Source organism: Methanomassiliicoccus sp., from assembly GCA_033485155.1.
In the GTDB taxonomy this organism is placed as follows: domain Archaea; phylum Thermoplasmatota; class Thermoplasmata; order Methanomassiliicoccales; family Methanomassiliicoccaceae; genus UBA6.
The window spans coordinates 1-15,924 of the sequence record JAWQJJ010000006.1; the positions used below are offsets into that span (position 1 = coordinate 1).

Annotated in this window: 17 protein-coding genes and 1 riboswitch; of the genes, 5 read left to right on the forward strand and 12 right to left on the reverse strand. The window is 52.2% G+C overall.

The window, feature by feature from the left end:
* Nucleotides 1-319 precede the first annotated feature (319 nt).
* The 3 genes from SA339_09425 to SA339_09435 all read right to left on the reverse strand — a co-directional run bounded on the left by SA339_09425 (nucleotide 320) and on the right by SA339_09435 (nucleotide 2,344).
* On the reverse strand, nucleotides 320-508 hold the full coding sequence (locus SA339_09425; GenBank protein MDW5563433.1) for a hypothetical protein: 189 nt from the start codon (nucleotides 506-508) through the stop codon (nucleotides 320-322).
* Nucleotides 509-754: 246 nt separating this feature from the next.
* Nucleotides 755-1,015, reverse strand: coding sequence for a hypothetical protein (locus SA339_09430; GenBank protein MDW5563434.1), 261 nt, complete (start codon nucleotides 1,013-1,015; stop codon nucleotides 755-757).
* Nucleotides 1,016-1,078: 63 nt separating this feature from the next.
* Nucleotides 1,079-2,344 (reverse strand): MFS transporter, encoded by a 1,266-nt coding sequence (locus SA339_09435; GenBank protein ID MDW5563435.1) that lies wholly within the window; start codon nucleotides 2,342-2,344, stop codon nucleotides 1,079-1,081.
* 459 nt (nucleotides 2,345-2,803) lie between these two features.
* Nucleotides 2,804-2,928: riboswitch (TPP riboswitch) on the forward strand.
* Here SA339_09435 and thiM point away from each other — a divergent pair.
* The 4 genes from thiM (at nucleotide 2,917) to SA339_09455 (ending at nucleotide 5,890) form a co-directional block, all read left to right on the forward strand.
* Entirely contained in the window at nucleotides 2,917-3,759 is an 843-nt protein-coding gene (thiM, locus tag SA339_09440) for a hydroxyethylthiazole kinase (protein MDW5563436.1), read from the forward strand. Its footprint overlaps the riboswitch before it by 12 nt.
* A gap of 3 nt (nucleotides 3,760-3,762) precedes the next feature.
* A complete protein-coding gene (locus SA339_09445; protein MDW5563437.1) occupies nucleotides 3,763-4,086 on the forward strand; it encodes a thiamine-binding protein in 324 nt (107 codons plus the stop codon).
* Nucleotides 4,070-4,774 carry a thiamine phosphate synthase gene (locus SA339_09450; protein ID MDW5563438.1) on the forward strand — a complete coding sequence of 235 codons (705 nt, stop codon included), beginning with the start codon at nucleotides 4,070-4,072 and terminating at the stop codon, nucleotides 4,772-4,774. Before SA339_09445 ends, SA339_09450 begins: the two co-directional genes overlap by 17 nt.
* Nucleotides 4,775-5,482: 708 nt before the next feature.
* Complete coding sequence (locus SA339_09455) at nucleotides 5,483-5,890, forward strand: bacteriohemerythrin (GenBank protein ID MDW5563439.1); 408 nt, start codon at nucleotides 5,483-5,485, stop codon at nucleotides 5,888-5,890.
* A gap of 990 nt (nucleotides 5,891-6,880) precedes the next feature.
* Here the strand turns inward: SA339_09455 and SA339_09460 are convergent.
* Nucleotides 6,881-7,477, reverse strand: a complete 597-nt coding sequence (locus SA339_09460; protein ID MDW5563440.1) for a hypothetical protein — start codon at nucleotides 7,475-7,477, stop codon at nucleotides 6,881-6,883.
* Nucleotides 7,478-8,077: 600 nt separating this feature from the next.
* Nucleotides 8,078-8,518, reverse strand: coding sequence for a hypothetical protein (locus SA339_09465; protein MDW5563441.1), 441 nt, complete (start codon nucleotides 8,516-8,518; stop codon nucleotides 8,078-8,080).
* A 651-nt stretch (nucleotides 8,519-9,169) separates the two neighbouring features.
* Between SA339_09465 and SA339_09470 the strand changes: the two genes are divergently transcribed.
* Nucleotides 9,170-9,967 (forward strand): alpha/beta fold hydrolase, encoded by a 798-nt coding sequence (locus SA339_09470; GenBank protein MDW5563442.1) that lies wholly within the window; start codon nucleotides 9,170-9,172, stop codon nucleotides 9,965-9,967.
* Nucleotides 9,968-10,545: 578 nt separating this feature from the next.
* Here the strand turns inward: SA339_09470 and SA339_09475 are convergent.
* The 7 genes from SA339_09475 to SA339_09505 all read right to left on the reverse strand — a co-directional run bounded on the left by SA339_09475 (nucleotide 10,546) and on the right by SA339_09505 (nucleotide 15,622).
* Nucleotides 10,546-11,403 (reverse strand): ABC transporter permease, encoded by an 858-nt coding sequence (locus SA339_09475; protein ID MDW5563443.1) that lies wholly within the window; start codon nucleotides 11,401-11,403, stop codon nucleotides 10,546-10,548.
* Between the two features lie 2 nt (nucleotides 11,404-11,405).
* Nucleotides 11,406-12,347, reverse strand: coding sequence for an ATP-binding cassette domain-containing protein (locus SA339_09480; GenBank protein MDW5563444.1), 942 nt, complete (start codon nucleotides 12,345-12,347; stop codon nucleotides 11,406-11,408).
* A gap of 491 nt (nucleotides 12,348-12,838) precedes the next feature.
* On the reverse strand, nucleotides 12,839-13,093 hold the full coding sequence (locus SA339_09485) for a hypothetical protein (protein MDW5563445.1): 255 nt from the start codon (nucleotides 13,091-13,093) through the stop codon (nucleotides 12,839-12,841).
* Nucleotides 13,094-13,134: 41 nt separating this feature from the next.
* Nucleotides 13,135-13,437 (reverse strand): hypothetical protein, encoded by a 303-nt coding sequence (locus SA339_09490; protein MDW5563446.1) that lies wholly within the window; start codon nucleotides 13,435-13,437, stop codon nucleotides 13,135-13,137.
* 54 nt (nucleotides 13,438-13,491) lie between these two features.
* Nucleotides 13,492-13,965, reverse strand: coding sequence for a hypothetical protein (locus tag SA339_09495; protein ID MDW5563447.1), 474 nt, complete (start codon nucleotides 13,963-13,965; stop codon nucleotides 13,492-13,494).
* Between the two features lie 135 nt (nucleotides 13,966-14,100).
* On the reverse strand, nucleotides 14,101-14,352 hold the full coding sequence (locus tag SA339_09500) for a hypothetical protein (GenBank protein ID MDW5563448.1): 252 nt from the start codon (nucleotides 14,350-14,352) through the stop codon (nucleotides 14,101-14,103).
* A gap of 472 nt (nucleotides 14,353-14,824) precedes the next feature.
* Nucleotides 14,825-15,622: an ATP cone domain-containing protein gene (locus tag SA339_09505; protein MDW5563449.1), complete on the reverse strand. Its 798-nt coding sequence runs from the start codon at nucleotides 15,620-15,622 to the stop codon at nucleotides 14,825-14,827.
* Nucleotides 15,623-15,924 lie beyond the last annotated feature (302 nt).

Genomic DNA, 15,924 nt, shown 5'->3' on the forward strand with positions numbered 1-15,924 from the left:
GGAGAGGAGCGGCACCTCGGGAGAGTCCACTCACGAGAAGCTGTCGGAGGCCGGTCGCAAGGGAGCGGAGGCCCAGCCGACGGAGGCCAAGCGCAAGGGAGGAGAACACTCTCACAAGAACGATTGAGGCAGCCAAAGTTCCTCACCTTAAACCCGTTCCTTTTTTTAGCTATAATATTTTTGTACGTCGATAACCTCATCCAAAGTCCTTTCCTAAGTGATCCATTGAATGAAGTCCAGAAAGGATGAAGTTCAAACCTGACAGGCGTTCAGAACAGGATTATGATAAGGGGTTTAAGGGACCAGCGTGATGTAATATTCATGGTTCGTTCGGCTTTCCTTCCTCGCAGCCCTTTTCCTGCATCTTATGCTTATTCTCCATCCACATTTCCTTCATCTTATGCATGCGCATATTCCTCATTATGTTCCCAGAGACCATGGCGGAAACGGTCGCCGCCACCCATACTACCCACAGCATCATGATGTACATCTTGAGCATCTTCAGCATACTTGCCCCTCGTTTACGACCTATAGTGGGGAGTTGATATTCTTTTTGCGCTACTATGGCGTAACATGCGTCTCGCTCTTCAAGAACACGTTCTCTGAATGCCGAGTACATGAATACCAATATCTCAATAATATCGCCATCTAGGAGAAGCTAAGAAGGAGCTTGGCCGAAGCGATCGAGAAGTGAGTCACTCCTTCCTTTAATCATGTGGAGTGAGGATTAACCGTTCTTTGATCCCTGGAGAGCTCAATCCTCCTCTCCGCGGATGGTCCCGATCTCTTCCTTCGAGACCTTATCTCGGATGGTGGCCTCCTTTCTCCTCTCGGTAACGAACCTGATGTTTGGCGCCGTATTCGAATATGTATTACCTAGCTCGTCAACAAGCTCCGCCCTATTATCCAAACGGTTGATGCTCCTACTGGCTTCCTCAGGCGTCTCAAAGTCCCTCGTTCCGAAGTATTCCGAGCTCATACGAATCGGGGTCATTCGCTCATCTCTCTTGGCCATGCCGACCGCATCCGTATTTGTACCTGTTCCTGAGGTGGGGTGATCGTTGAGTATGGGTGGATCTCAGACCTCAGACGGCGCGGTCGGTTCAGATGGCTTTGCCATCTGAGCCATTTCCTCAATTCGCATCAAAGCCGGAACGAAGAACGATCCTACGCCAACCACCAGGAGAGATGATCCGGCGAGCAGATACCAAAGCTCCACGCCCATTGTATCTGAAAGAGGTCCAGCGATCACCAGGCTCAGGGGGGTCATGATGGTGACCCCGCTGATGATTATGGAAAATATTCGGCCTTGCATCTCCGGAGGTACGCCCGTCTGCATGATGGCTAAAACTGAAGCGTTGATGATGGGAAACATCATGCCGACCACGAGCAGGAGGCCAAGGGCCATCATCAGGCCGGAAGCCGGGGTCAGGCCCACCAGGAGGATGCCGGCTCCGACCACCGAGATGCCGACGAGTACCGTCACAATGCGCTTCTTGAAGCCTCCCCACACTCCCATGAGCACGCCCCCAATGATCATCCCGATACCGGCCATCGACTCCATGGACGCGTACTCCATCGCACCTCCGCCAAAGTGATTTACTGCCATGATGGGCAGTAGGGAGAAGGTAGGCGATATCAGGAAGTTGACGACCATGAACACCGCCAACAAGCTTATCACCCCGGGCCACGACCGCAAGAATCCGGCAGCTTCCTTGAGGTCCTCCTTCATGGAGGTCTTCGGCCCCGGCCTTCTTTCTGGTTGAGGGATGGACACGACCATAAGGGTCCCTATTGCCAGGACGGTGGTCGCAATGTCGGCGATGAGGACGTCCCCGACAGGAAGCATCGCGATCAGCACCGCGCCCAGAGGGGGCGCGAATATAGTGGCGACACCACGGACCGACTCGTTCAGTCCATTTACCTTAGTAAGGAACTTCTCAGGCACCATCATGGTGGTGGAGGCTTGGAAGGCTGGCCACAGGAACCCGGCGAACGATGATCGAATGAATATCATGACATAGATGACCCAAACCTCGGCCAGATCTAGGGTGAAGATGATCACTAGCATGGTGGTCAGAGCCGCGATGCCAATATTGGCGAATATCATGACCCGACGACGGTTCCATCTGTCCAACTTCGTCCCGGCAAGTGGAGTAATGATTATTTGTGGCAGTAGGGCCATTATCATTCCGAAGGCCAGGACGGTGGCGGAATGGGTCTGCATGGTTAGCCACCATACCAGGGTGAACTGGACCAGCTCCGCGCCGAAGAAGGAGCAGGCCTGCCCTGTCCACATGGTCACAAATCGCCTAACCCACTTGCTATTCTCGTCCACTGCCATAGCTGACTTCCTAGCATCATGTAGAAAGATAAAGACTTACCTGATTGCTGGTAGTAAGAACGTCGCGCGGATCATGTGGGCTTCGCATCACCCGATCGACTAGCTGGACCTGTATTGACTGTTGGCAGTCTACCGTTTCGCTGAAGAGCTCAAATTATTCCTCACAGACGATGATCCCAAATGGTCCCCCATCTCGCAGAACCATAGTTCTATCCTATTATCTAAACAAACAGAATCGAGCTAGAGATCCTGCCTCCAGTTCAAATATCAAAGGGGCATTATCGCTACCAATATTTCGGCAGATATCGCAGACATCGGTAGGCGCGCGAGACAATCAAAGTAAAATGCCAGCGCACCACCGAAAAAGGGGAGAACGGCTCCAGGGATGGTTAACGGGTGCGTTGCGCCCCTGAACCGATGAAGTTGGAACTGGTAAGAAAAAAATCGATGCAGGGCCGAAATGGCGTAAATGGGTGCCTGTTTGCAGATAAGCAAACCAAATGCGTATCGACCGCAGGGCTGAGAACACACCATTAGAACTTGATCTGGGTAATGCCAGCGGAAGGATGAAGATGAAATCAATCAATAAAAAAGACGTTCAAGATCAGATGATCCAGGCAGTGGAAATCGTAAGAAAACAAAATCCGATGGTGGGGTCGATTACGAACGCCGTCACCATCAACTTCGTGGCCAATGCGCAACTTGCCGTCGGAGGGTCCGCCGCCATGGTCTACCTGCCCGATGAGGGTGAGTTCCTCGCGAGAGCAAGCGGTGCCACCTATGTGAACGCGGGTACTCTGTTGCCGGTCTACGAACAGACCCTGCCCCGTACGGTCAAGGCCCTACATGAATTAGGGAAACCATGGGTCCTGGATCCGGTCGCGGTCGGCATCGGTTCACTTAGAACGGACCTGTTGCGGCAATTCAGGGAGTTCAAGCCTACCGTCATCAGGGGGAACGCTTCGGAAATTCTCGCGCTGGCCGGCCTATGGGGGCTGGACGGCGGGACCGACGGATCTCATGTTCGTGGCGTCGATTCTACCGATTCGGTGATCGCCGCAAAGGCCGCGGCCGTGGCTCTGGCGAAGTGGACGGGCGGGGCCGTTGCCGTTTCCGGCGAGACGGATCTGGTAACAGATGGCTCCGTCATAGCCCTTTCTCATGGAGGATCTCACTTCATGAACAAGATCACCGGGTCGGGTTGTTCGTTGGGCGGTGTAGTCGCCGTTTATGCGGCTGTAGCTTCGCCGTTCATCGCAGCGCTCACCGCTACAGCGATGTACAATGTGGCGGGGGCCAGGGCCGAAGGTCGAGCGGATGGCCCCGGAAGTTTTCAGGTGGCATTCCTCGACGAACTGTACAAGGCTACCGCGGCAGATGTTGCTCAAAGCTCATTTGAGATCGAGGAAGTGTGATCTATGAACACGCTTGTTGCTATCGCCATCACCCCTTGTGGCATAGGTGATGAGCTCGCGCCTGAAGTGGCTGAGGTCGTGCGAATAATAAGATCCTCAGGGTTGCCGAATCGCACGACCTCCATGTTCACGGAGATCGAAGGCGAGTGGGATGATGTGATGAAGGTCGTGAAAGACGCAACGTTCATCCTCGCCAACAAAGGGATCCGCACGGAGGTTGTACTGAAAGCCGATGTGCGCCCCGGATTCGCGGACATGATCCATGCCAAAGTGGAGAAAGTGAACGACATCCTGAACGGACAAAACGAACATGAGAGAAAAATTTGACATATCCGCATACTTCGTGGTCGGACCCGAGAACACCAAAGGACGGCCCGTTCGTCAGATCATCAAAGATGTGATCGAGGCCGGATTCACCTGCGTGCAGATACGGTCGAAAACAGCCTCGGCTCGTGAATTGATCAAGCTGACCCATGAGGCTTCTGACGTGATCGCTGAGCTCGGCAGGTCAGATGAAGTAACCTTACTGGTGGACGACCGCCTCGATGTTATTCTGGCGGCAAGAAAGCAGGGGGCAAAGGTGGATGGAATACATGTCGGACAATCTGATATCCCGGTGGAGATCTGTCGGGAGTACCTGGGTGACGACTCGGTCATCGGCCTCTCGGCCAGAACCAGCGAGCTATTTGATTACATCAGAACGGTGGATGTCAGTCAGATAGATTATTTTGGTGCTGGGCCGCTGCATGAGACAAGCACGAAACCGGATTGTGGGATGGGTCCGAACGGTAAGGTGATCACCAGGAGCTTCGCCGAAGTCGCTGAACTGGCTAGGCTTAGTCCGGTCCCGGTCGTTGTCGGCGGCGGTGTCAAGCTTTCCGACATACCTCCGCTCGCAAGAACGGGGGCCGATGGTTTCTTTGTGGTGTCAGCGGTGGCTGAGGCCGATGATCCAAAGGCAGAGGCAATTAGGCTGGTTGAGGAATGGAAAACGAATAGGGTTCGGTCACGGTGATCAAATGCACCTGGGTGTTGTGTGGATGAGCACCCTCGTCGCGATGCCGCTTTGAATGTGCAGTACACGTAGTACGGCACACAAATATTTCATTAACTGATGTGACCGCCGATCATCAGTGTTTGTAGATCGCCTGAAGAATCGCTTCAAATCTGTTGTCGATTTGCCGTTTCTCTCTTCCAGAGCAGGGGGCCGCTTTGCTAATGTGCGCTCGTTGCTCCCTTCGCGGCCGTCTTACGTCTTGAACGCATCGGGAGAATAGACCCCTTTATTTCCACTCCAAATTACAGGAGTTGATAATGAGAATGATTGGATCGTTTTGGAAGAGACTCATGCTCCTGAGGGCATGGGACCGATAATGTCGGCTAGAGGAGCACGCCCATGGTGATCGAAAGATGAGATTGAAACCCAGCGGACGGTCGCGTAAGCCCTACGGGATAAGCGGTGGCAATTTTTCAGCAAAGCACATCAAACGCTAACAGCCTCGGTTCCGGCCGAACGATCAACGGATTGGGCACTCGAACAAGAGTGATGCTACGGACGACAGCACCAATCAATATCTCAACTAGATAGATTGCATATATGGGGGCCGTTAATCGGCGCATAGCTGCTAGAGGTCAGGCTTTAGCATTGATGTGAAATAATCTCGCTATCGGGAATGATTTTGGTTAGTCAATAAATAAATAACGACAATAATAAACAATGGTTATGTCCTTGATGGAATGGTCCCAAGATTACAGTGTCAATGTCAAGGAGATTGATGAGCAGCACAAGAACCTCATTCGGATGATCAACGAACTCCATGATGCGATGGTTAAAGGGCAGGGTCGTTCTATGGTGGGGAAGATACTGAGCGACATGACAGAATATGCGAAGAAACACTTCGCCACCGAAGAGAGGTATATGAAAAAGTTCAATTATCCAGGATATAACGCGCATCACCTCGAGCATGAACGATTCGTAGAGAAAGTATCTACGTTCAAGGACGATTTCGATGCTCATCGCCTTGACCTTACTATCGATGTGATGAACTTCCTGTTCGATTGGCTCAAGAACCATATTCTGACCGTCGATAAGAAGTTCGGTCCGTTCTTCAATTACAACGGATTGACCTAGATCAGTGACCATTGGCCGTTCGGCCTTGTCATAGTCTAGCTCAGCTCATTATCCCAACGCTCAACACGGCCGAGCGTTGGAGTGAATTACTTCCAAGACCGAAGTTGATGAGCTCCCTTAGCGCGTCTGCTTTGTATTGCACCGCCCTTCATGGTAACTGTATCGGCACGAACAGTGTAAACAATGAATGAAAAGGCGCATGCGTGAACAGTAAATGGTGCTTTATTTTATTATATGATTATTTATAAATACTATACAAACCAATAATCGCTCATGCAGTGCCCGACATGTTCAACCGAGTTTCCCGAAGGACACTTTTGTCCGAAGTGCGGAACCGCGATCCCTCAAGACGGAGTACAAAATGTGGCCTATGCTGTCAATCCTCCCGTTTACTATGCTCAACCGATGATGAACCAACCCGGGCCGGAAAGGAATTGGGCAATCGCATCCATCGTATTGGGTGTCTGCAGCTTCCTCGTGTTGCCCATCATATTCACCCCTGCCGGAGTAATATTTGGCGCTTTATCACTGTCCAAGAAGAGCCAGGGCAACAAACTTGCCTATGCAGGTATAACCCTATCCATATTGGGCCTCTTCGCATCGATCGTAGTGAATACAATACTACTGGGATGAGGTTAAGGGTAACTCTCTGGCCTTACCGTTTGGATGAATAGTATCGGTGTCTGAGCGGTGCAAGGCCGCTTGCCTTTTTTCGCTAATTATTTGGTGCCGCCCTCGCCATGGTCGCATATTCGAATCCTTTAATTATTAAATCTTCAACAGTGGCACAAGTCTTGTCTGCGAGAGAGGCTCAGGCCTCCTGTGTCGATGGCAATAGAAACACATGATGAACTCACAGAAGCGAAGATGTTTTCCTTTTATCTCTGCGTTGTCAGAGAGGTGGAAAAGCATGCGACCATGTCGCCCAATCTATCGCATCGGGTCGCTCCCCGTACAAATGGATATGCAACAGGAAAATCAGACGGAAGCTCAGAGCCTTGCTTCCTGAATAACGCACCAATTGTACAGCACGATGGTACTCCTGTATGTGTCCCTATTTTCAAGATCAAAGCATATCGCACCCTTGACACCCGGAGCATAGCGCATGGCATACGAATTGCTCGAAGAATTTTCAAAATTGCCACTAGTGCCCGTATTATGTAGAACCAGCGACAATGCGTCCGATGGCCCACCGACAACAGCGATTGCCGTGTTATTTAGGAAGAACCGCACCAAGGCATCGGCCACATCCTTTGAGTTCTTGTCTCTGAGCCAACTGCCATCGATGAGCAGGATTTTAACCGAATGGACGTCTTCCAATCTAGCCAGGTCGTTGGCGTACGATATGGTCGCCGTACTGGTGTTCAAAGCTCCCGAAATCTCTGAGGTTTTTTCCGAGATGCCGAGCACAGCGATGGACAAGTTGGTGAACAGCGGCAGATCGTTAACACCGTTGGTCTGAATGTGATTGACCTCCCCTCTGTAAATATCGTTCGTCGACACCAGGATAAAAACGGTTCCTAACGATCCAGCCAGGAACATTATGGTCGCTATCGCCACAGCGGCTACAGATTCACCTCTATCCATCTCCCTTCCCCGACCTAACTATCGCCATTATTACATTTAATAATTCGTATAATGTGGCCACCAGTCTGATCAGGAACGAGTTGCTACCGATGCTGGAACCTTCCAAACACATGGTCAGTCAGATAATTGACTAGTGCATTTCCAGCCAACCGTCGGTCAAAGCAACCGTGAATGTGTGTCGTGTAATGTCCAACCAGATGGGGAGAACTATCGTCCATAATCCATTTGTATATCACATTTTTATCCTGGGTCGAACATGGCATCATTTCGAAGCCTAGAAAGCTTGGATCCAATGCTATGGTCTCCAGCCCACCATTGATGAAGTGGGGAAGATCAAGGTGGGCTGGAAGTAATATCATTTCCAATGTGGGGTTGAGATGACTTCAAGAACGATGTCTTGATGATGGCATTATTTTTTAAGTGGATCGATTCTTGTCTTGAGTCCATATGTTCATCCAATAGGCGGAATATGTGCATGGGCCGCACATCAGAGTAGTGCAAGTCAGCAGCCTGGTTTCAGTCCTTTTAGACTATAATCTAAAGTCAATGCAACCCCCCATCAGGGAAATGGCACCCCAGGCACGGCTTTTCAGTGGGGGGTTAGGCCTTTCCGAAGAAGGCTCTCACCTTTCTGGTGCTCAGGTAGGCAAGGACGACGATCGGAACGAACGCCCCTATAATGCCGGCCTTGACCTCGTCCACCGATAGCTCCTGGCTTAGGGAGTAGATCATTGAAAGGACTATGTTGATAATGACAAGGACCACTCCGAATGACCACACCCAACCCCAACCTCTGAAGCAGCCTATCGCCATTATGAGGTCAACAACCGCGACCAAGAAAACGATAAGGCCCAGGTAGGTCAGGAGTAGATTCCCTCCGATAACAAGCCAGAACGGTGCTTCCGTTCGTGATATGAATGGAAAATGAGCAATACCGGCCCATTGGAGATAACCTAGTGCTGCCACGAACGCAAGGGCCGCCATGATGAAGTACAGCGCTCCGACGATCGTCACCCCGGTCGGTCTGGACTTTGCGGGCACAACAGACCATCAAGCAAGAGAGGGATTTAGCCACTCGCCCTCGAAACTCCCGAGATAGGGGACTCGTAGCCCTGAGCAGAGCGAGGGTCCCTGTTCGACCGGCCCGATGATGGTTTTACCTATGTGTCGGTGAAGTTACACTCGTCAAGCGGCTCCTGCGCTTACACTTGAGAAGCGCTACATCGATCGGACAGGGGCCCCCAATATCGCCCGCCATACCCGCAGTGCGTCAGACCTTTTACCTGCATTTGGGTAAATCATCTACTGAAAGACGTCGGATTTCGCGATCATCAACGCCTTTCGAACGCCCTTCTGCCCATGAATGCAGCTTTGCTGCCAGCTTTCCTTCGAGCTTCAGCTATTGATTGTACTTTACCATCCGTTCTCCTCCTGGTAGGTGCACCGGTCTTCATCTTGCCAGAGCCAACAGCTACCGCGAGGCCTGAGATGAACGTGTACGCGGTCTAATCGCTCCGGCGGGATATCGAGAGGGATCTGACGCCGATAGGTTCAATCATTCTCAAATAACCGAATCTTCAAGACTTATTCGGTGAAATAATGCAAACTCAAACCGTTATTGCCATGGAAGAACGCACCAAGATGACCGATGGCTTTGAGCTGTTCTACCGAAGATGGCCCGCAACGGGAAAGGTGGAGCGTGTGGTGATCTTCCTCCACGGGATAGAGGTTCATTCAGGTGCGTTCCGTTTCGTGGGCCCAGAGTTGGCGAATGATCATTCTGAGGTTTATGCCTTCGACCGGCGGGGGTTCGGTAACTCAAAGGAGCAAGATCTACCGCGGGGCGATACTCATGATTTTGATCGTCATCTGCAGGATGTAGATGATTTCGTGGACTTTGTTAACAGGAATCATCCGGGTAAGGAACTATTTCTCTTCGGCCACAGCATCGGCTGTGCCTATGCCCTATGGTATGCCGCAAACCATCCAGAGAAGATCGCCGGGTTGATTCTGGCGTCTCCTCCCCTGGAGATGGGGTTCAAGTTGCCTCGTCAAGATACCTTGAAGCTCGCTCTGTCGCCGGTCTACCATCACCATTCAATGTACAATCTCATTGACGAGTGGCCGCAGACGTTCAAGGTTAGCGAGGAGTACCAGTTGATCTCGGACGATCCCCTTAGCACCAAGATATTCGGCCTTGGCTACCTGTTCGATGCCCAGACCAAGCTGACCAATAATATGCCGCATAATGCCTCAAAAGTCAATAATCCAGTGCTGTTGCTCCACGGGGATAAGGACGTCATCGCGCTTCCAAAGAGCTCAGAGGATATCAGAGACAAGTTGGAATCGGACGATAAGCGGATTCAGACATTCGAAGGCGGTGACCATTGGCTCTATCAGAGCATCATTCCGAACATGGGCTCCAAGTACAACCCTGAGGTGAAGAGAAAGGTATCTGTGCCAGCCAGGGAGTGGTTGAAACTTCATTGATCGATGAATTGATCTCCGCCTTACCGTTTTGTCTCCATTGAGCGGAGGATCGGCCGCATACCGCGGGGCTATTCGTAAAGTGACCACAGCGATCTATGGTTTGAGAGAATACAATGGACGAGCACTCAACTCAGGTCGTCGACCCAGGATGCTCTGTCCCCCCCATTCTTGTCCTGCTGGTGCGGGGGTTTGCCAAGTGCCATTGGCTGATCGGCCCAGCTTAGGCAAAGCAGTTAATACTCGGGATTCCGAACATTACTGGCCGAGCCAAGAGGCGAACTCCTTTCCCAACGAACACTATTCCGATGTGGCGTCGGTCTCCTGGCCGGCACATAGGAGCTGTTTTTAACAATGGATTTAGCCTATCCGATGACAGGGGTCAGTATCCTTTCTATCATCTGATCCAAGAGGCCTTTTATGCTGGTCGTGGGAGGTCCCCCATCGCATTCAGCACCATCATTCTTCAATTGAGTATCATGCCGATCACCTCCTTTGGTCCCCTGCGATTCCGAATTTCCCGGCGAGATCCGAATTCGCGAGTATGCGTCATCATGGCCTCCGTCAAGACAGCACGGTTCTTACTCCACCTTGCGCAGGTACGCAGCTAGGGTCAGGGGAGCAAATATGAGCACAACCACCAACGATCCGATGAGCGAGAACCAAAAGTCATTGCCGATGATGCCCTGGTTGAAAAGCTCGCTGATGGCACTTACCACATATGTCAACGGGTTGATGTTGACAAATGCCTGAAGCCAGTCTGGCAAGGTGCTGGTCGGAACGAATGCTCCGGACAGGAAGACCAGTGGGAACAGGACGAGGGTGGACGCACCCTGCACAGTGGTGGCCGAACGAGCAATGGTGCCGAGGAAGGCAAATATCCAGCTGATGCACCACGCTGCCAGGATTATGAGCATGGCTCCGAGCACAGCGCCGCCGAGGGTAGCCCAGTGGTAGCCCAGGAGGTAACCCATCAGGAACGTTAGGGCGGTGGCTATACCATAGCGAAGCGTATCGGTCAAGAGTGCCCCGGTCAAAGGAGCGATCCGGGCGATTGGCAATGACTTGAACCGGTTGAACACGCCCTTATCCATGTCCTCACGGATCTGCACGCCGGTGGCCATACATGCTGATACCAGCGTCTGCACCAAGATTCCCGGGATGATAATCGGCAGGTAGTTTTGCCAGCTCCCCGAGACCGCTCCTCCGAAAAGGAACGTGAACAGGAGCGTAAATATCACCGGTTGGATCATCACGTCGAAAAGTTGCTGGGGCGTTCGCTTGATCAGCAGCAAAGAGCGATAGGCCATGGTCAGAGTATGCTTTATGGAGTCACCGAAGCTTGCACGGGTCTTCAATTTTCGTTCAGTGACAGGAACGATCGTAGCGGTCGCTATGCGGCCCTTAATGTCGTTCCTAGAGACACTTTGCGTGGCCATGATCAAGCCGCCTCCCTCTCCACCAGTATGTTCTCCCCGGTCAGGGCCATGAAGACCTCGTCGAGGGTCGGTTCCTGAACGCTTATCTTGGCCAGGCGTATGCCCGCCTCACGAAGTGCGATGAGCAGGTCGGTCACCCTTTCTGGGTCGGCCATCGGAGCGGTGATGAGCATAGGTTCGGGACTTGTCGACTTGACCTGCAGTTCTGTCTCGATCACTCGGGTCGCCTCAGCGTTATCTTTTTCATCGATAAGCCCCAAACGCAACGTTGCCACTCCGACCTCCGCTTTCAGCTCGCTAGGCGTTCCTTCGGCGACGACGCGTCCGTGGTCGATGACCGCGATGCGGTCGGCGAGGTAATCGGCCTCGTCGAGGTATTGGGTCGTAAGCAGGATCGTCGATCCTGATGAAACGAGCTGCTTGATGGTGTTCCACATCTGCGCCCTCGTTCGCGGATCAAGACCAGTGGTCGGCTCATCTAAAAAGATCAAGGGGGATTGCACGATGAGGCTCGCTGCTATGTCGAGCCTGCGGCGCATACCTCCCGAGAACTTGTCAAGCGTCTTATTGGCCGCTTCGGTCAATCCGAAATCCTCCAGCAGTTGAGCAGCTCGCTTGCGTGCATCCGATCGGCTCAGGCCGAGCAGCATTCCGAAAACGACCAAGTTCTCAGATGCCGATAGCTTCTCGTCAACCGCGGCATATTGTCCTGTCACGCTGATGAGCTGACGGACGACGTGAGCTTCGCCATGGACGTCATGGCCGAATATTTTGGCCGTTCCAGCATCCGAGTTCAGCAGCGTTGCCAATATGTTTATGATCGTGGTCTTGCCCGCACCGTTCGGCCCCAGCAATCCATAGATGCATCCGTTTGGTATTGCCAGATCAACTCCGTCCACTGCACGGTTATCGCCAAATTGTTTCACCAGGCCCTGAGTAACCACCGCTAATGTTCGTCCATCAGCTTGCTTAGATGGCCTGTCGATACCATCGGCCTGAATGTTCGATGGTGCCCGATGTTCGGTTCTATCTACATTGCTCATGATCTCATCCTCATTTTCTGAGTCTCTGTTTCGCTCGCTCTGAAGAACGTGGTCACATTATTTGCCCGAACTGGACAGTTGTGACCACATCCTGATCACTAATTACTTGCATGCAACGATCGCCGCGTCGCGGCCTTGTTCGTCGTTCGGCCCGAGGGTCGATGGGACCTCACCGGCCCGGTCGATGAACTAATACGATGCCCTGAGATCGCCATGTTGCTTCCCGAGGCCCTCGGCCAATGACGGTGATCGCATACGGTCTCTCTGCAAACCTGGTTTTCACTACGCCTGTCGCTTTTCCAATGCTCTTTTCATCATGTCTGGGTCGGTCGCCGGACCGCCCTCACTCGAGCTTCAAGAAAACATGGCCGTTCGGAGACGGTGCTTTCTCATCACCACTCCGCCCGGCCCCATCCGAACGCTTTCGTCCGGACCAGGTTCCGCACACTGACCAATGACGCATACTCGTCGGCCAGGATCTTGGCGTCCCCGGTCGGCATACCGCTCTTGACCAGCTCCCGGTAGAATCGCTCACGGGCCTTGATGGCCGAGCGCTTCATCCTAAGGTACTGCAACCCGACCCGCATGACCAGGCCGGGAGCGTGCACCGCGGCCATCAGCACCGCTTCCTTATCGTCAGGTTCCACAGGTATCCCCCAGTGTTCTTAGTGATCGAGATATTTGATCCCTACTCGTCCTTCTCCTCGCTCATTCGTTGCATTCCTCGCCCCCATCCGCCGAAGGCTTTGCCCACATTCAGGTTCCCCATGTATTCCTGGGTCAGACGGAACGCTTCCTCATTGCTCATGCCCGCTTCCTTGAGGGCCTTGTAGAAGTTGCCCACAGCCTTGCCGAAGTCTTCGCTCTCCTTGACCCCGTACAGTATCTTGGTCAGCTTTTCCAGCAGTCCGGGGACCTCTTCGCCCAGGACCTTGAATATTCCTCTTAGCTCCTCCTCGGACGGCATCTTGTGTGTTCTTTCATCGTTCATCTCTATTACTCCTTGTTCGGGCCCCTGCCCGTAATTGATACTATCATGTTCACATTATTTGGTCAAACCGAGCACTTGTGACCACTTCCTGACCACTTCATCGGAGACGCAGTAGGTCTTGAATTTTTTAACGCTTCTCTCGATTACAATGCCCTGCCCTTTCAGCTCGGTTAGCTTGGCTCGCACAATGCGACGGGAGCTGCTCCCCAACCTCTTCCTTAGCTCGTCGGCCAGCTGCGATATGTTCAGATCAGGATGGTCAAGCAGGACGCGGACTATCTCCTTGGATATCGGGTCCTTGACCTGGGGGAGGATGGTCTCGATGGAGATGACCCCGTGGGTCTGATAGATGTCTAAAAGGCGGAAGTAGCGGCCGACAATGCCCTGTACTTGATCCAGCTGAGCCACCAGGTTGGCGTAAGGCTTGGTGATCTCACGTATAGATGCTTCCAGCTGGGAAATGCGCTCTGACAGCTCCCTAATCGTCTTGTCCTTTTCCTGCTCCTTGTCGCTTTCTGCTTCCGCCAATGAATGGATAAGAGCCATACAAGGCTAAAAAGAGGTCGTCGATTCTCACTATCGAGGACCGAGCTAGAATGCTCTGGTCTCCTCCCCGAGGTGCTTAGTCTCCATAGGTCCGTCCGGTCCGATGCCACATCCTTTTTACGTCCCATTCCTTCGTCGTGCCAATGGGCTGCCCCAGAGAGTGAGATAGGTCAGCATGGACAGGAATGCCAAACCGAATGATGCCGCACCTACGAGCTCGATGGAGTAGGCGGGGATGCTGTCGATGAAGGGATAGTGCACATCGACCCCGTTGATGACTATTCTCAGAACGATATAGGACCACATCAGCATGCTGAAGAGCCACGTCGCACCGACCAGTGCCTTGAAAAAGCGAGCAATCGGACCCATGAGATCACTTCCGAATGGATATTTTTCATATATCGGAGTTCGATGAGGTTCATTGCGCCCAAGGCATCGATCAGCCTGCTGAGGTGATGCAATAACCTCCTACTTTTTACAAAATCGAACTTCATTAAACTTATGAACGATTGCTCTCGAGCGGTTAAGGACACTTACGCATGTCCCGCTCCCTGGACATAGGTATAGTCCAAGGTTCGCAACAATTGGCCGTCACAGGACTCATTTTGTAGATACATCTGCCCTGTCAGTGGTCGGATGCCTGCTGCATGTGGATCGCTGACCATATGTCAAGGTTTATCGTCGATACCATTTTTGCATGACTGCTGCCCCGTCAGTCGTTCAGGCTTCGCTCATCTTCTGAGCGGTCTCGGGATCGGCGGGATTGCGATCGACGATATGTGGAAGCTCCTTGCTATAGAACAGGCAAGTATGGCTTCCCCTGGATAGATAATAACGATTCTCAGGTTGACATCAAGGTCATCGCCTGGGAGATGACGTCATCTGCCGATTCTTTCGAGAGCAGGAGTTTAACTTCGTTCGAGCGACTGAGGACGTCCTTCACCAGTATGAAATGGTTCTCTAGCAATGTGGCCTGATCGCGATGGTGCATTTCCAGCATCGTTAACGGAAATAGTCGGTGCTTATTGACCAATGATTCTAATCCGTTCACCCGGGGAGTTTTCCACCCTAGCACATCCATGCCGACACATTCCGCATAATGCTGAGCATCAAGAGAAAGCCGCGTATTTGTTACCAGAATGGGCCGGTCGATTTTTTCCGTATCTCTGAGATCAAGGAAGCGCGCGTATACATAGAGTGCGATCTGGATGTTGCACTTCAATCCCAGATCATTGTGGAACTTGCACTCTACCATCACCTTCTCCTGTTCCCGGGCCATAAGCACGTCCACCTCATGTTTCACGCATTTTCCATTTAGGATCTGGCGCGTTTTGGTGGAATACCCCTCGGCCTGAAATAGACGCGCGATGTAGCTCTCGAAGTTCTCTCCGTCAGGACCAAGTCTGAACAGTGCCTTTTTCAGGCTATAGTGTGCGGCACTGGGACCCTTGATCATCTGGCGCACTTGGCGGTAAATCTCCTCCGTGGTGATACCATCGTATAAGAGCGGCTCCAAGTCCCGGACGATCTTTTGAGCTTCATCCTGAGCGACGCCCGATCGGACTATCGCAGAGATGGTCTTTCTAGGATCGAACTCCTCTCGCTCTCCAGACCTCTTTATCACTTCGATTATTCTCACCTCGATAATAATTTATTATCTTATAATTATATTATGATGAAAGCAGGGCCACATCGGCCGTCACAGATACTCTGAGGGACGAATATCTTGCATTTTCCGTTTTCTCATTACTCCTGCGCCTATCATGCCCTGGAGGTCTTCTCGTCCAATAGTTGTTTGGTCGATCACCACGAAGACCCGGGTCATTCTTTGCGCTCGATGGTCCCAGCCGGGGGCACCAGCATAGAACCAGGCCGCTCAGGTGACGACATCTCAGCCCCTGAGCCAACAACCCTTTTTTAATGTTCATTATTGATCCTGTT

Bases quoted from the DNA above. Each gene is read 5' to 3' on its own strand.
- SA339_09435 (MDW5563435.1), bottom strand. From the start codon at position 2,344: ATGGCAGTGGACGAGAATAGCAAGTGGGTTAGGCGATTTGTGACCATG.
- SA339_09455 (MDW5563439.1), top strand. From the start codon at position 5,483: ATGTCCTTGATGGAATGGTCCCAAGATTACAGTGTCAATGTCAAGGAG.
- SA339_09450 (MDW5563438.1), top strand. From the start codon at position 4,070: ATGAGAGAAAAATTTGACATATCCGCATACTTCGTGGTCGGACCCGAG.
- SA339_09475 (MDW5563443.1), bottom strand. From the start codon at position 11,403: ATGGCCACGCAAAGTGTCTCTAGGAACGACATTAAGGGCCGCATAGCG.
- SA339_09430 (MDW5563434.1), bottom strand. From the start codon at position 1,015: ATGGCCAAGAGAGATGAGCGAATGACCCCGATTCGTATGAGCTCGGAA.
- thiM (MDW5563436.1), top strand. From the start codon at position 2,917: ATGAAATCAATCAATAAAAAAGACGTTCAAGATCAGATGATCCAGGCA.
- SA339_09500 (MDW5563448.1), bottom strand. From the start codon at position 14,352: ATGGGTCCGATTGCTCGCTTTTTCAAGGCACTGGTCGGTGCGACGTGG.
- SA339_09490 (MDW5563446.1), bottom strand. From the start codon at position 13,437: ATGAACGATGAAAGAACACACAAGATGCCGTCCGAGGAGGAGCTAAGA.
- SA339_09425 (MDW5563433.1), bottom strand. From the start codon at position 508: ATGCTGAAGATGCTCAAGATGTACATCATGATGCTGTGGGTAGTATGG.
- SA339_09460 (MDW5563440.1), bottom strand. From the start codon at position 7,477: ATGGATAGAGGTGAATCTGTAGCCGCTGTGGCGATAGCGACCATAATG.
- SA339_09445 (MDW5563437.1), top strand. From the start codon at position 3,763: ATGAACACGCTTGTTGCTATCGCCATCACCCCTTGTGGCATAGGTGAT.